The organism is Heyndrickxia sp. MSNUG, assembly GCF_049532715.1.
In the GTDB taxonomy this organism is placed as follows: Bacteria; Bacillota; Bacilli; order Bacillales; family Cytobacillaceae; genus Mesobacillus.
The window spans coordinates 996,625-1,011,934 of sequence record NZ_CP150978.1 but is presented as its reverse complement, the minus strand read 5'-3'; the positions used below and the strand labels follow the sequence as shown (position 1 = coordinate 1,011,934).

Genomic DNA, 15,310 nt, shown 5'->3' with positions numbered 1-15,310 from the left:
ATCATTCTTCCTCTACTACTTTATTTTCACAATAATTTGTATAATAAAAAAAAAGATACTAATCTGGAGGTTCCCTATGATAAAAGTTGGAGTTATTGGCCTTGGGGCAATTGGTCAGCGTTTGATTCAAGGATTTGAAAATCATCCGGAAACGGTGATTGCGGCTGTATGTGATACTTTGGAGGAAAGAACGAAGGAAGTTGCTGCTCAGCTTGGCGGGATTCCTGCGTTTTGTGATCATAAAGAAATGCTTGAAAAAGTGGAGCTGGACCTGGTGTATGTAGCAGTGCCTCCGAAGTTCCATCATGCAGTCGCCTCGGATGTGCTGAAAAAAGGAATACATATTTTATGTGAAAAACCGCTGGCAAATTCTCTTGAAGAAGCGAAAAGCCTTTTAAACCAGGCCCAAGCTGCCGGCGTTGTACATGGCATGAATTTCCCGCTCAATTACAGTCCTGCAGCCAGGACTTTTGAAAAAATGATCAAGACTGACTATGTAGGGAAGCTGAGAAGAGTCCATCTGAAGATGCATTTCCCAGAGTGGCCGCGTCCATGGCAGCAAAATGCATGGGTGGCAAGCAAGGAACAAGGCGGCTATGTACTTGAGGTTGGCATTCACTATATCCAGCAGATTCAGAAGATTTTTGGTGAGGTGAAAGTTAAAGACGTTCAGCTGCAGTTTCCGAAAGATCCCCAAGCTTGCGAGAATGCTATTTTGGCAACATTAGAACTTTCAGATGGAACTCCAGTGCTGATTGATGGCATGAGCCAGATTGCTGGAAAGGAAGAAATTGCGTTCACTGCTTATGGAACTGAGGGAACATTATCGGTATTGAATTGGGGACAGCTTGAAGGCGGAAAGATCGGTGAGGACATTGTTCCATTAGATGCAGACAACTCCCTGACAGACTCTTTGATTGATAATCTTGTAAAAGGATTGAAAGGCGAAGAAGCTGCCATTATCGATTTTTCTGCTGGTTATGAGGCACAGGTCGTTTTAGAAGAGCTTAGAAAAGGATGAGGCTGGTATGCCAAAATTGCCTTAGAAAAGAATCAGATTTAGAGCGCATTTTTATGCGCTCTTTTTTTCATGGCAGCTAATCAGCCAATCTTTCAGCATCTGCTGTACTACCTCGCGCTTTTCGATTTGAAGCATATGTCCTGCCTTATCTAAAACAGCCAAAGTAGAATCCGAAAACTTTTGAGCCAAATATTGATGATCTTTATATCCGCAAATATAATCCTGTTTCCCAAGCAAGAACAGTGCTGGATGAGACAAAGCTTTTACATCAAAAAAAGGCTCTTCTGATAGAAAATACCTCTTCGTTTTCCAATCTGAACTTAAGAACTCCCTGTTTGCCAATAGCCTGCCTGGCTGGATTTCGTCCATAAAGCTATGAAAATTCTTTTTATGTTGATAGATGAAAAGTGTTTCAAATGCCGTTCTGACATCGGAATTCAAGGTTTCCAGAAAATCCTCGTCTTTTTCAAAAACAATTCGTTCAGGAAGAGTGCGTTCTTTTAAATGCAAAGCTGGCGCCAGCAAACAAATGCCCTTTGCCTGATTTCTTCTTTTATGAAGGATGCCTTGCGCCAAATAGCCGCCGAAGGAAGAGCCGATAAGCAAGAACTCGTGATTTTCCATTGCTGCATCAATAAATTCCAGAAGGTTTTCAAGCATGTCATCTGTAGATGTTACACTTTCATCAATCACGCTTCCGCCATGGGCTGGCAAATCAACATACACCCTTTGGAATCCTTCCAGGTCGTCAAAAACAGGTTCCACCCATGCCTTCATTGAGCGATGGTCAGTGCCCATTGCGTGAAGGATCACAATAGGAAAACCTTCTCCTTGAATCTCATAATGAATGGTTCCTTTACTAACTTTACATTCCATGGCATATGTCTCCCTAATTATACTCGTCTTATTCCTGCAGCTTCCTCACCCATTCATCTTTCCACTGAAATTCTGTTTTTTCATTGACTTTCTCTATAAAGATACTTTTTGGATATGGCAGCGCAAGCTCAGGCATTTTATCGGCACTAAAATAACGAAGCTCCGCGGTTTCGTTATCAATCGGATTAAGTTCCCCACCTTGAACCTGACAGTCAAAAACGAATACGACATATTCAACCTTATGCCCGTTAGGATATTCGTAGCGAAAATCCTTGCCGCCAAAAACACCTAAAAGTTTAATAGGTTTTACAAATAAGCCTGTTTCTTCCCATACTTCACGCACAACCGCCTCGGCTGGAGCTTCTCCCAATTCGATTGCTCCTGCTGGCAGGCTCCACTTCTCACCATTTCCTTTGTTTTGGAACAAGATCTCTCCTGCTTCATTCCGCACGATTCCCGCTGCACTTGGCATGAAAATTAATTCCGCTCCAAAGCTGTTTCTTAGATTTTTATAAAAATTGGACATTCCCATTCCATTCACCCCCTATCATATACATTCTCTCACTCTCCATATTTTCCCTTCCTTATATTTCAGGTCTCACCCCTCACTGGGCAATAGCCCACACCCTCCGCGTTTACCTACATATTTTATAAAGAATTTATTCGTCTGCATTGGAGGCGGATTTAAAATAAGGAGTGTGCCAGCATGAATCCATATCAGTATTATTACAGCCCTCAGCATTTTGACCCTTATACTCAATATGACTATCATTATTACGGGCAGCAGCAGGAACCAAATGATAGGCAGCAGGGGCTTGAAAGAAGGGTTAATCAGCTTGAACGTCAGTCTCAGCAGCAAAAAGCAGAATTAGACAGACAGAACAAAGAACTTGCCCGGCAAAACAGGGAAATAACCCGACTGAACAGGGAGATTGGCCGTATTAACGACGAAATTCAAAGACTGAATCAAAATGACGAAAGACATACACGCCGCTTGAATAGGCTGAATCAGCGCCTGCGTACAGTGGAAAACCGTTTGAACATTCCATTCTCTGCTACGGATGGAGATTTTTAATCAATTCATAAGAAAAGCGCAAGCGCCTTGGTCAGCCCCGACAAGCGCTGGCCGACTAAAACCGCCACGTCCTGTGGCAACGTCGGCACTAGAACATCGTGTCCGTCGAAAGACCGACCGGTGAAGTCGTTCTTTGACTTCATTGGGCGGACCGAAACAGAAATGTGTAGCCGACTGTCCAGAAACGCAGAAACTGGAGGCTCCGACAAAGAAGCGCTCTTTGCTTCTGCCGGCGGAGTTGAAGTTTCGGAGTTTCTAGGAGGCGAAACTAGACAAGCGACTCGAGGGGCTAGGCGCTGGAGCTGGACATTTCTCAAAGTGAATTTTATACTTTCTTATCCTTTAAAAAAGCAGGACCAAACCTCATTGGTTCTGCTTTTTGCATAGTACTGCCAGATTTTAGGGAAGATAAAATCAAACCATGATGTCTAACAAAATAACTTTAATCGACTAAATTATGCTACTATATACAAGTAATCCTTCTACTTATTTTAGCGAAAGCATGATTGCTTACTTAGGAGTTCTAACATGAAAAAAATGAAATACTTGACCACCTTTTTCATACTCAGCATCGTTTGGATTTTCGGGACAAACTATCTGCTTGAATCATATGCCCCTTCACCCTTTATCACTCTTGTCGGACATACGAAAGAAGTTCTTTATGTTGTGCTGGCGGGCTGGTTTTTCTATTTTTTCATTTCTAAGATGGAAGAATTGAATGCTTCACGGGAAGAGGAAAAGCGCTTATCTACGCTGATCAATTCCATGGTTGATTTTGTGAATTTCAAGGACGGGGAAGGCCGATGGATCCAGGCAAACAATTTTGGGCTCAAGCTTTTTGACCTCGAAAATGTGGATTATAAAGGCAAAAAGGACTCAGAATTGGCAGAATACAGTGATTTTTTCGCTGACTCATTAAGATATTGCGAGATATCTGATGAAGAAGCCTGGAAAGCCGGAGGGATTATCCGTGTCGAAGAAGTCCTTCCACAGCCAGATGGCAGCAATAAGACCTTTGATACGATCAAAGTTCCTCTATGGAATGATGACGGCAGCAGACAAGGACTCGTGATCATTGGTCGAGATATCACTGAGCGGAAAAATGTTGAGACATTGCTTGAAGAAAGCAGACAGCAATACCGATCCTTGTTTGAATACAGTCCTGATATCGTTGCGATGCTGGACCTGAACGGGACCATCACAAATCTGAATCCTCAGTTTCAGAAAATTACAGGTTTTAATGCTAACGATTTTATTGGCAGGAGTATTGGAGAGCTGCTTCCTGAAAACAGCAGGCAATTAGTTTTGGACAGAATCGCAAAGGTGATTAAGGATCAAAGTCCGCAAATGTTCGAGCTTAATATTCCTCATAAGAATGGGAATCCCCTCATGCTGCAAAGCACTTCACTTCCTATCATTGTGAATGATCAGCTTGCAGGGATTATCTGTAATTCAAGGGATGTTACAGAATTGCGGCAAACGGAGGAGCGTTTGCGGAGAACGGACAAATTGTCAGTAGTCGGTGAACTATCTGCAAGTGTTGCCCATGAGATACGCAATCCGCTTACTTCTCTAAAGGGACTGGTCCAGCTGCTGCAAATGGAAGATGAAAAGCATCAGCTATATTATCAAATCATGCTTGATGAACTGAACAGGATCAACCATATTGTCGGTGAGCTATTGCTGCTGGCCAAGCCTCAGCAAATCAAATTTACTGAAGCCGATATACAGCTGATTATGTACAATGTAATTTCACTGTTAAAAACAGAAGCAAGTCTTCATAATATCCAAATAGAGTTAGAGGATCACGACCAGCAGGTAATAATAGAATGTGAACCTAACCAGCTGAAGCAGCTGTTCATTAATATCGTGAAGAATGCGATTGAAGCTTCATCGGCTGAGGATGTCGTATTGATTTCACTGCAAAGCACGGATGACCACGTTACCGTTCGTGTAAAAGACGACGGCTGCGGAATTTCAAAGGAATTCATGGAAAGAATCGGCGAGCCGTTCTACTCCTCCAAGGAAAAGGGCACAGGCCTCGGGATGACAGTAAGCTTCAAAATCGTACAATCTCATAATGGAACGATTAAATTCCAGAGCGAGCCAGATGAAGGTACTGAAGTCATTGTACAATTGCCTATTAAACATGATGGCAATAAAATGAATTAGAATACTCAACAAAAAAAGCGAAAGGACAAAATGAGCATGTCCTCTCGCTTTTTTTATATGCATTTCTGCTAAATTTTAAAAGATCAATCTTCATCCTTAATATCAATATCCTCAGGCACTGGTTCGTTCAATATTTCCTCTACCAGCTTTTTATACTTTTCTACCTGTTCCATATGTGTGTTGAATTGTTCCTTGTAAATCAAATATTGGTCACCATCATGAATCGCTCTGATTTTCCTTTGGAAAATCAGTTTTTCAATTTGTGGTTCTGGCATCGTTAAATATTCTGATGCTTCTTTTACTGTCATATACAAATTAGTTCATCCTTTATCAATCTTTTTTTCAGCAAGCTGGTCAACAAGCTTTTCCGCTGTTTTTCTGTAAAAATTGCTTAAATTGACAAGCGAAGCGATTAATAAAACTGTTTCAAGCTCCTCTGGCTTTTCAGCCTCAAGCTTTTGGACCTCGGCATTCACATCTTGTTCCGTTTTCAGAACATCCTCATTGAAAATCTCAAAGTTTTTCTCATGAAGATTTAAATAACTTTTATAAAATTGTTCTAACTGCATCTCCCCTGATTCTACTCGATCGTTGATACCGCCAAGAGTTAGTTTTATATCCTGAATGGACAGTCCGCCTTTCAGCTGATAAATCAAGCTGATCAGGATCAGATGCTCTTTCGAATATTTTTTATTTTTAATAGGAAAGAATAGCTTCCCTTTCGCATAATTGTTAATCATCGTCTTTGTCAGCACTTTGTCCTCATCATTCCTTGTTGAGCTCCCAAAACTCTTCTCAAACAATTGGATGACTTGGTCCATATACAAATCGATTCCGGGTATATCCTCCAGCGCGATATTATTTTCAAGGCCAAGATCGGCGAGCAGTTCTGCTATATTACTCAAAGTTTATCCCTCAATGTTTTTCTTTTATTATAACGCAAAAAAAAATCATCGTAAACATTGACTACATATCATTACACATATATCATTATAAGTAGTTATTAAAACTACATTATGAAGTGTGGAGGTTTTTCAATGAACTGTTATATTCGGGAACCAATTAATGGCCTTACCCATTTGGCAGGAGCATTACTGTCTTTTGCCGGGCTGCTTGCGCTTGTGATAAAGGCTTCGCTTACTACTGGTTCACCCCTGGCTATTACCTCGGTCACCATTTTTGGCATTAGTATGATTCTTCTATACACGGCATCAGCAACCTATCATATGGTTATAAGCAAAGATAGGGTGATTGCGTTCCTCCGACGAATTGATCATTCAATGATTTTTGTATTAATCGCCGGATCGTATACACCCTTTTGCCTAATAAGCCTGAATGGAATGACAGGCTGGACCCTATTCGCCATCATCACCTTTGCAGCTTTATGCGGCATCCTGTTCAAGATGGTTTGGTTCAAAAGTCCACGATGGCTGTCTACCTCCATTTATATCGTCATGGGATGGATGGTCATCTTCGTCGTCTCTCCTCTTTCATCTGTCTTGAGTCCTGGCGGGATTTTCTGGCTTGTTGCGGGTGGAGTTCTGTACACAATTGGCGGAGTGATTTACGCTTTGAAGCCTGACTTCCTGCGTTCTAAATATCTTGGTTTTCATGAAATCTTCCACATTTTCATCATGCTCGGAAGCCTTGCCCATTTCCTTAGTGTTTATCTTTATGTTTTATAAACAAAATGTGCCTGCTCTCCAATTCAGAGAGCAGGCACATTATATTTAACTTACGTTTTTTACATTCATATCGTTATCTCTCTTATGGAACCCTTTTCCATAGTAAAATGCAGTCAGGAGTCCCAACCACAGAGGCCCTATAAACAATGCGACTCTCGTGTCAGGGCTGAATGCCATCAGGACGATGACAAATGCCAGGAAGGCTAATGAAAGATACGAAGTGAAAGGGAATAATGGAAGCTTGTACTTTAGTTTTTCCACTTCATTTTTCTTCAAACTTTTACGATAACGAATCTGGGACAGGAGAATGATGGCCCAAGTCCAGATAGCACCAAATGTTGCAATGCTTGTCACCCATGCAAAAACTTTTGCCGGGACGATGTAATTCAAAACTACTCCGATCAGAAGTGCAGCTGCTGATGCCAAAATCGCAAATCCAGGTACGCCATTCTTCGTAAGCTTGCTGAATTTCTTCGGTGCTTCATCATGATTTGCAAGGTTGAAAAGCATTCGGCCCGTGCTGAAAATCCCGCTGTTGCATGAGGATAGTGCAGCTGTCAGCACAACGAAATTAATGATTCCCGCAGCGGCAGGAATACCTAATTGTTCAAAAGTCAGTACAAATGGGCTTCCCTTCGAGCCAATTTCATCCCAAGGATAGATGGACATAATCACGAATAATGCCCCTACATAGAAAATCAGGATGCGCCAGAAAACGGAATCAATCGCCCTGGCTAGTGATTTCTCGGGATTCTTCACTTCCCCGGCAGTGACACCTATCATCTCAATTCCTAAATAAGCAAACATGACCATTTGCAGGGAAAGAAGAACTCCCTTAATTCCATTAGGGAAAAATCCGCCGTTCTCCCACAGATTTTGAATCCCTGTAGCGATTCCACCATTGCCAATTCCCCAAATAATCATGCCGGCTCCTGAAACAATCATTGCCAGGATCGTCACGATCTTAATTAACGCAAACCAGAATTCCAGCTCCCCATAAGCTTTTACAGCCATGAAGTTGACCGAAGCCATTATGATAAGGGCAGCAAGCGCCCAAATCCAGCGTGGAGTTTCCGGAAACCAGTACTCCATATAAATGCCGACAGCGGTTATTTCCGCCATCCCGGTAACAATCCATAAGAACCAATAGTTCCAGCCGGTGATATAACCCGCCAGCGGTCCCAGGTAGTCTCTTGCATATTTGCTGAACGACCCTGCGACCGGCTTCTGAATCGCCATTTCCCCAAGTGCCCTCATGATAAAGAACATGATCATTCCGCTGAAAGCATATCCGAGCAAAATCCCGGGCCCAGCAAGCTTTATAGCCGTTGCGGAACCTAGAAATAGTCCGACACCAATTGCCGCACCTAACGACATAAGTGTAATATGCCTTTCCTCCAGCCCGCGTTGCAGTTCATTTCCCTGTGAAGTTTTCATGCTGTCTCTCCTCTACACCATATTTCGGATGACTAAATTGTTATTGAAATCATAATAAATACTTTCAGGTTAATAGTTGAATCTTCCGATAATTATTACGATAAGAATAGCAACGATAAGAATGTAGCCCCTTTCCTATACACAAATCCGATTGATTCAAAACCTTATTTTTAGAAAATTATTATTCTTATAAAATTTCCTTCCGTCATTTTACCATGAATTCCAGTCTAGAAATATATGAAAATTTTCTCATAATGAAAAAAAGCCTTTCTTACCCCATAAATGGTTGGAAAGGCTGATAGATATTATGTTGACGATTAATAGAACATCCGTCGTCTTTGTTTAGGAGCAGGCTGGTATTTCCTCATAGGCCCGTAGTCCAAGACTTCTTTTAAGTAAAAATCACCATTTGGATTTTGCTGTTTCAGCAGTTCTGTCAAATATGTAATGTCATCCATTGCCCGGTGCGTCTGGAATTTCGAGATATTATGCGCCTGAAGCAATGTGAGAAGCTTGCTGTTCGGGAAGCCGTGGTTTTTCCATTGCACGTTCTTCATTGTACAATACCATCTCATCTCATTCACTTCAGGATACATCCTAAATAAAAAGCTGCGATCGAATGAGGCATTATGTGCAAAGATTGCATCTGTCCGATTGAAGTACTCCATGATTTTTTCATCATAAAACGTCTTTCCCCTTACCATGTCATAGGAAATGCCATGGATTCGATAAGCCCGTTCATAATTATTTTGCGCCGATTTGGACATAGGCTCCCGCAAATAGGAATCCTCATCAATGATTTCGATAATTTCTCCTGTTTCTTCGTTAAAAGAAAACAGCTTCAATGCCAATTCAATAATTTCATCTGAATCGGGACCCAATCCAGTTGTCTCCACATCCACTACCAATCCTAACTTGTTTTCACTACTCAAAAATGTCACCCTTTTCAGCTGAAATATAGATCTATCAATATCATATAGCAGGAAAATCTTTAATTCCAGCCAAATACAGCAGGATGAATTTTTTTCCATTATAAAACCATTTAAGTTTTACTGTTAATCTCCAATCTGCCTGCCGCATTCTTCATAAAAATTTTCAGCATCGCAAAGCCGATTGCAGCACCCGCAAATGAACTAATGAAAAACGCCGGGACAAGACCGAACAATGCAGCATCTTTTCCAAGAAAAAGTGTGGCGATTGGATAGCAGGCGATTGCTCCTAAAATCCCCGTGCCAACTACCTCTCCAGCAAAGGCAAAAAGGATATTGTTCGTTTTTTTAAATAAATAAGCTGCCAATAACGCGCCAATCATGCTTCCCGGAAAAGCAAATACAGAACCTGTTCCCATCAGGTTTCTTAATAGGGAAATTCCAAATGCCTGGGCAACTGCGTAGTACGGCCCTAACAAAACAGCAGACAGGATGTTAATAAAATGCTGCACCGGAAAGACCTTTACAATTCCTAACGGGATAAACAACAGGTGGCTTGTCAGTGTTCCAATAGCCATCAGCATCGATGTCAAAGTAAGCTTGTGGGTACTTTTCATGTAAGCCTCCATTTAATATACCTCCTGAAATCGAGCTTTAGTTTAGGACTTCCCCTCTTAATCTGGAGGCTGCTTCCTTTATATTGTCTGCATGGCTGATCGCGGTGATGACAGAAACCCCAGCACCTCCAGCTTTGATAACAACTGATGCATTTTCTGCATTGATTCCCCCTATCCCAACAATCGGAATAGTAAAGTCTCTTAATTCCTCTATTAGGACAGTCCCCTGGACCGCCTTCGCATCTTTCTTTGTTTCCGTCGGAAAAATCGGTCCAACACCGAAATAGTCCGCACCAGCATGGCTGGCTTTTTCAGCTTCCTTAAGATTATGAACGGATACACCAAGAATCTTATCGCCGATTCTTTTGCGGACCAGGACAGCATCTTCATCCTCCTGGCCGATGTGTACTCCATCCGCATCCAGTTCAATCGCCAATTCAATATCATCATTCACAATAAAAGGAATGCCGTTTTCCTTACAAATCCATTGCAGTCTTTTTCCCAGTTCAAGCTTTTCTTTCCCTTGAAGGCAGCCCTCACCCTTTTCGCGAAATTGAAAAAGTGTGACCCCTCCTTCTATAGCTTCAGTCAGAACTCTTTCAGGAGCCTTCAGGCAGTTCGTACTTCCAGCTATAAAATAAACCTTAAGCAAGCTTTCCATATGTTCCGGACTTATTCTTGCCATTACGTCAGCCTGCTTTCTGCTTTATTTTTAAGATTAAAAGCCCAATGGTTTGTTGGTCCATGTCCATTGCCAATACTCAACGGCTCCGTGATCGCGGCCTGAATAAATTCCTTTGCCACAGATACCGCCTCATACACAGCTGCTCCCTTCGCAAGCTGGGCAGCAATCGCTGCTGAAAATGTACAGCCTGTTCCGTGTGTATTCCTTGTATTCATTCTTGGACTCGAAAACAATTCAAATTCTGAGCCGTCAAAAAGCAAGTCAACAGCTTCTTTCGTGTTTTCATCATGGCCGCCCTTAATGACAACATATTTTGCTCCATTTGCCTGAATCCTTCTGGCAGCTTCCTTTTTGTCATTGATGCTTTTAATCGACATACCTGTTAGGACTTCTGCCTCTGGAAGATTAGGGGTAACCACTAAGCAAACTGGCAGCAGATACTCTTTCATTGCTGATACAGCTTCCTGCTGAAGAAGAGGTGCCCCGCCCTTCGCGATCATCACTGGATCGACAACGACTTTATCCCAGCGAAACTGCTTGATTTTTTCAGAGACAGCTTCGATTATTTCGGCATTGAAAAGCATCCCGGTTTTCAATGCATCAACTCCAATGTCTTCCCCTACTGATTGAATCTGTTTTGCGACAGCTTCCGCCTCCATCGGGAAAACGCCCTGGACGCCAAGTGTGTTCTGGGCTGTTACTGCCGTCAGCGCGGACATGCCGAATACCTTCAGTTCCTGAAAGGTTTTCAGGTCAGCCTGGATTCCTGCCCCGCCACCGCTGTCTGAACCTGCGATTGTCAGTGCTTTAAACATCTTCATTTGTCCCCCTTTCGGTAAAAGAACTATAGTTTTGGATGTCATCTTCGTTTACTTTGTACAGTTGATCTAGAAACTCAACTTGGAAGCTGCCAGCTCCCTTATCTGCAGATTTTTCCGCTGCTCTTTCTGCTGCTACCCCATAGGTGACGATTGCTGCTGCTGCTGCAATTAGCGGATTTTTTTCTACGGCAGCAAACGCACCAATTACTGAGGTAAGCAGGCAGCCGGTACCGGTTACCTTAGTAAGGATTGGATGTCCGTTATGGACAATGACTGTTGCCTTTCCGTCTGTGATGATGTCGTCTTTTCCAGTGAGCGCAACGACTGTATTCAATTTTTTCTCGGCAGAAACAGCAAGGCTGATTACATCCCCAGCTGCCTCGCCAGCGTCAACTCCGTGAATATCCCATTTTTCCCCTGCCACATTTGCAATCTCGGCGGCATTTCCTCTGATGATTGAAATCTTCAATTCTTGCATCAGCTTAAGTGCAGTTTCAGTACGATAAGCTGTGGCTCCTGCCCCGACCGGATCAAGAATGACAGGCACACCATGCTCATTCGCGGCTTTCCCAGCAATCAGCATTGACTCAACCACTGTCGAATTCAAAGTTCCAATGTTGAGCACCAAGCTGCCTGCTATTGCTGCCATTTCGGCAACTTCTTCAGCGGCATACGCCATGACAGGCGATGCCCCCAATGCAAGTAACCCATTCGCGGTAAAATTGGTGACAACCACGTTTGTGATGTTATGAATCAGCGGTTTTTGGGTGCGTACTTTGTTTAGCATACTGACAATCTCTGATTTTTCCATGTCAATTCCTCCCTTTGATTACGGTGAACTCTCCCCTATGTGCAATGAAATTTACAACTAGGAAATCACCTTCTCCTTCTTGTTACGAATTCTCTTAGTCCATAACAAGTCCGCCATCTACGACAAGGTTCTGCCCAGTAACCGCACGCCCCCAAGGTGATGCAAAAAACACAACGGCATCTGCCGCTTCAGCTGGGTCCGTTACTTTTTTCAGTGGAGTCGATGATTGGATCAGCTTGAAAACCTCCTCAGAAGTAGCAGAGCTTGCGTCGGTTGTTTTTAGCAAACCGCCCGACACCATATTGACTGTGATGCCATATTTGCCAAGATCATTGGCCATATTTCTGGTAAAACCAAGTAAGGCAGCCTTGCTTGTCGTATAGTCGTGATAAGGTACAACCGGGTTCTGGAACAGATTTGTACCAATGTTAATGATCCGCCCGAATTTCATGCTTTCCATATCCTGAAGTCCAGCCTGAATGGTATTCAACGCACCGCGGATGGAGCCTTCAAGCTGCAGCTGGTAATCTTCCCAGCCAATTGAATAAGCATCCTTATTTGCAACAGGATCAAATTTAAAACTGATAAGCGCGTTATTCACAATGGTCGTAATCGGTGTGCCAAAGTGCTCCTTTGCCTTTCTGAACATGCTCTGAACCTGTTCTGAATTCCTAACATCTGCATGGACAGCAAATGCGGTATCCCCGATTTCCTCTGCTAGCTGCCTTGCTTTTTGCTCGCTTTGAAAATAGTTGATTACGACTCTCGCGCCCTCTCTTGCAAAAGCCTTTACCGTTTCTGCTCCTAACCCCCGGCTCCCGCCAGTCACCAATACTACCTGATTTTTTAATTCCATTTTTAGTACCTCCTTGAAAATATGTTCTGCTAAGTTGTCTGTTGATTTCCGTTCCAGGCAAATCTCGCTTCCCACTGCAATCAACAGGACTTTGATCCTCTTCATTGACCTTGGTTCCGATTAAAAATAAATGCAGTTTTTGAGTACTTTTTTGTGTTTAATAAGTTGATTTTCACTTCAGGATGCTTGCTTTCCACTGCGAAGGCGGTGAGCTTCCTCGGCAGGCTGGATTTAAATCGTTATCTGTCATTTCCTATATTCGCTTACCGTATTCTTCAACAACTCTCTTGCTAGTGTATTTTCAGCCTTTTTAATGATTTGTCTGATTCTTTCAGGAGACACGTCTAATTGTTCGCCAATCTCTCTATGTGGAGCTCTACTGTTGTTTAGTGCATAAACTTGATCTAAGATAAACTGCTCCCTATCTGATAAAATATGTTTTATGACCCTATACACTTTAATAAACCGATTGTATTCAATCGATTCACGATCTTTTAATATTTTTAAGTATGGTTTCCGTTTTCCGTATTGAGGTTCATAATATGGGCTCCATACAGATCGAATCATCTCCATATAGAAAATAGCATCATCAATAGTTATTTCTAATTTCTTTTTCATACATGCTCCGCTCCAATCAACTTATTTTTAAATGGTTTGCTATCAAATAATTCGCTTTAAAAACAACACTCTTTTAGAAAACAGCCAAATAAAAAAGCCAGATCCATAAAAGGACCTGGCTTAAAAGCAATGTAAGGGAAAAAAACATCTCTCACTACTTTCCTACGCTGGTATTACCCAGATCAGGTCCGAAGGGTCAAAAAACTGATGTTTTTCTCTCAGCCCGGCACAGGGCACCCCTAGTAGTACAACGAATATTTAATTATTTTCATAGTAGCCTTAACCTTTATATATGTAAAGGGATTTGATTTTATTATTTTCAATTACAATTTTATAACCCAATACAAATTGTGTTCAATTCGATATATGATAATATGAAAATATACTCAAGAATGGGAGATGAAGGGAATTGAAAAACGAGATTATTGAAAGATTTACGACTTATGTAAAAGTAGATACGCAATCCAATGAAAACAGTGAAACCTGCCCTTCGACAGAAGGCCAGCTAACGCTTGCCAATATGCTTGTGGAAGAATTGAAAACGATTGGCATGGAGGAAGTCACGATTGACGAGAACGGTTATGTGATGGCGACGCTTCCTGCCACTACAGATAAGGATGTACCGACGATCGGCTTTCTTGCTCACGTTGATACAGCGACCGATTTTACCGGAAAGAACGTCAACCCACAGGTCATTGAAAACTTTGACGGCGATGCAATCGTTCTGAATAAAGAGCTTGGTATTGTTCTGTCACCTGAGGATTTCCCGGAGCTTCCGCAATATACAGGGCACACATTGATCACAACGGATGGCACTACCCTTCTTGGAGCAGACAATAAAGCTGGCATTGCTGAAATCATGACTGCGATGGCTTATTTGATTAAGCATCCAGAAATTAAGCATGGCAAGATCAGGGTCGCTTTTACACCTGATGAAGAAATCGGCAGAGGACCTCATAAATTTGATGTGGCAGCGTTTAATGCTAAATTCGCTTATACGATTGATGGAGGCCCGCTTGGCGAACTGGAGTATGAAAGTTTTAACGCAGCAGGTGCGAAGCTAACGTTCAAGGGAAAGAATGTTCACCCGGGTACAGCAAAAGGAAAAATGGTCAACTCTGCGAAAATCGCGATGGAATTCCATAGCAAGTTGCCGGCAGAAGAAGCTCCAGAACATACGGAAGGATATGAAGGCTTCTTCCATCTAAGCTCCATTAATGGCGACGTGGAAGAAACGAAACTGCAATATATCATTCGCGACTTCCACCGTGACAGCTTTCAGGCACGAAAGAATTTGTTTGAGAAGATCGCGGGCGAACTGAAGGAAAAATACGGTGAACAACACGTCCACCTGGAATTGAACGACCAGTACTACAATATGAAGGATAAAATCGAGCCAGTGAAGGAAATCGTCGACATTGCTTACGAAGCAATGGAAAACCTCGGGATCAAGCCAATCGTGAAGCCGATCCGCGGCGGTACAGACGGTTCCCAGCTAAGCTATATGGGACTGCCTACACCAAACATCTTCACAGGTGGCGAAAACTTCCACGGCCGATTCGAATACATCTCAGTCGACAACATGCAAAAATCCGTAGAAACAATCATTGAAATAGCCAAACTCTTCGAAGCCAAAGCATAACACTTTAGCACACCACCGCGTCGGGGGTCAGACCCCCGGCACTTTAACGCATAACCGCACTGGGG

17 protein-coding genes and 1 riboswitch are annotated in these 15,310 nt (G+C 42.5%); of the genes, 5 read left to right on the top strand and 12 right to left on the bottom strand.

What is annotated here, in order from left to right:
- Positions 1 to 76: 76 nt before the first annotated feature.
- Positions 77 to 1,021, top strand: coding sequence for a Gfo/Idh/MocA family protein (locus tag AABM38_RS05015; protein WP_423409416.1), 945 nt, complete (start codon positions 77 to 79; stop codon positions 1,019 to 1,021).
- Between the two features lie 51 nt (positions 1,022 to 1,072).
- Here the strand turns inward: AABM38_RS05015 and AABM38_RS05010 are convergent, their stop codons facing one another.
- Both AABM38_RS05010 and AABM38_RS05005 read right to left on the bottom strand, forming a co-directional pair.
- Positions 1,073 to 1,897: an alpha/beta fold hydrolase gene (locus AABM38_RS05010; protein WP_423409415.1), complete on the bottom strand. Its 825-nt coding sequence runs from the start codon at positions 1,895 to 1,897 to the stop codon at positions 1,073 to 1,075.
- A 28-nt stretch (positions 1,898 to 1,925) separates the two neighbouring features.
- A complete protein-coding gene (locus tag AABM38_RS05005) occupies positions 1,926 to 2,429 on the bottom strand; it encodes an NUDIX hydrolase (RefSeq protein ID WP_423409414.1) in 504 nt (167 codons plus the stop codon).
- A 174-nt stretch (positions 2,430 to 2,603) separates the two neighbouring features.
- On the opposite strand from AABM38_RS05005, the gene AABM38_RS05000 reads away from it, so the two are divergent.
- The gene (locus AABM38_RS05000; protein ID WP_423409413.1) at positions 2,604 to 2,972 is read left to right on the top strand and encodes a hypothetical protein; all 369 of its coding nucleotides are present in this window, start codon (positions 2,604 to 2,606) and stop codon (positions 2,970 to 2,972) included.
- A 528-nt stretch (positions 2,973 to 3,500) separates the two neighbouring features.
- The gene (locus tag AABM38_RS04995; RefSeq protein ID WP_423409412.1) at positions 3,501 to 5,144 is read left to right on the top strand and encodes a PAS domain-containing sensor histidine kinase; all 1,644 of its coding nucleotides are present in this window, start codon (positions 3,501 to 3,503) and stop codon (positions 5,142 to 5,144) included.
- Positions 5,145 to 5,227: 83 nt separating this feature from the next.
- Here the strand turns inward: AABM38_RS04995 and AABM38_RS04990 are convergent, their stop codons facing one another.
- Both AABM38_RS04990 and AABM38_RS04985 read right to left on the bottom strand, forming a co-directional pair.
- Positions 5,228 to 5,452: an excisionase family DNA-binding protein gene (locus tag AABM38_RS04990; RefSeq protein WP_423410663.1), complete on the bottom strand. Its 225-nt coding sequence runs from the start codon at positions 5,450 to 5,452 to the stop codon at positions 5,228 to 5,230.
- A gap of 12 nt (positions 5,453 to 5,464) precedes the next feature.
- A complete protein-coding gene (locus AABM38_RS04985; RefSeq protein ID WP_423409411.1) occupies positions 5,465 to 6,049 on the bottom strand; it encodes a DUF1836 domain-containing protein in 585 nt (194 codons plus the stop codon).
- 132 nt (positions 6,050 to 6,181) lie between these two features.
- Between AABM38_RS04985 and trhA the strand changes: the two genes are divergently transcribed.
- Positions 6,182 to 6,829, top strand: coding sequence for a PAQR family membrane homeostasis protein TrhA (gene trhA, locus AABM38_RS04980; RefSeq protein ID WP_423409410.1), 648 nt, complete (start codon positions 6,182 to 6,184; stop codon positions 6,827 to 6,829).
- 45 nt (positions 6,830 to 6,874) lie between these two features.
- On the opposite strand, the gene alaP is transcribed toward trhA, so the two are convergent.
- From alaP to AABM38_RS04940, 8 genes are all read right to left on the bottom strand, one after another.
- Positions 6,875 to 8,266, bottom strand: a complete 1,392-nt coding sequence (alaP, locus tag AABM38_RS04975; protein WP_423409409.1) for an alanine permease AlaP — start codon at positions 8,264 to 8,266, stop codon at positions 6,875 to 6,877.
- A gap of 317 nt (positions 8,267 to 8,583) precedes the next feature.
- A complete protein-coding gene (locus AABM38_RS04970; RefSeq protein ID WP_423409408.1) occupies positions 8,584 to 9,198 on the bottom strand; it encodes an exonuclease domain-containing protein in 615 nt (204 codons plus the stop codon).
- A 110-nt stretch (positions 9,199 to 9,308) separates the two neighbouring features.
- A complete protein-coding gene (thiW, locus tag AABM38_RS04965) occupies positions 9,309 to 9,812 on the bottom strand; it encodes an energy coupling factor transporter S component ThiW (RefSeq protein ID WP_423410662.1) in 504 nt (167 codons plus the stop codon).
- A gap of 37 nt (positions 9,813 to 9,849) precedes the next feature.
- A complete protein-coding gene (gene thiE / locus AABM38_RS04960; protein ID WP_423409407.1) occupies positions 9,850 to 10,497 on the bottom strand; it encodes a thiamine phosphate synthase in 648 nt (215 codons plus the stop codon).
- Positions 10,497 to 11,318, bottom strand: a complete 822-nt coding sequence (gene thiD / locus AABM38_RS04955; RefSeq protein WP_423409406.1) for a bifunctional hydroxymethylpyrimidine kinase/phosphomethylpyrimidine kinase — start codon at positions 11,316 to 11,318, stop codon at positions 10,497 to 10,499. Before thiD ends, thiE begins: the two co-directional genes overlap by 1 nt.
- Positions 11,305 to 12,129, bottom strand: a complete 825-nt coding sequence (gene thiM, locus AABM38_RS04950; protein WP_423409405.1) for a hydroxyethylthiazole kinase — start codon at positions 12,127 to 12,129, stop codon at positions 11,305 to 11,307. The genes thiD and thiM overlap by 14 nt, the downstream gene beginning before the upstream one ends.
- Positions 12,130 to 12,223: 94 nt before the next feature.
- On the bottom strand, positions 12,224 to 12,985 hold the full coding sequence (locus tag AABM38_RS04945; RefSeq protein ID WP_335375171.1) for a 3-oxoacyl-ACP reductase: 762 nt from the start codon (positions 12,983 to 12,985) through the stop codon (positions 12,224 to 12,226).
- Between the two features lie 246 nt (positions 12,986 to 13,231).
- A complete protein-coding gene (locus AABM38_RS04940) occupies positions 13,232 to 13,603 on the bottom strand; it encodes a sigma factor-like helix-turn-helix DNA-binding protein (RefSeq protein WP_423409404.1) in 372 nt (123 codons plus the stop codon).
- A 142-nt stretch (positions 13,604 to 13,745) separates the two neighbouring features.
- Positions 13,746 to 13,854: riboswitch (TPP riboswitch) on the bottom strand.
- Positions 13,855 to 14,012: 158 nt separating this feature from the next.
- On the opposite strand from AABM38_RS04940, the gene pepT reads away from it, so the two are divergent.
- Entirely contained in the window at positions 14,013 to 15,245 is a 1,233-nt protein-coding gene (gene pepT, locus AABM38_RS04935; RefSeq protein WP_423409403.1) for a peptidase T, read from the top strand.
- The last annotated feature ends 65 nt before the right edge of the window (positions 15,246 to 15,310 follow it).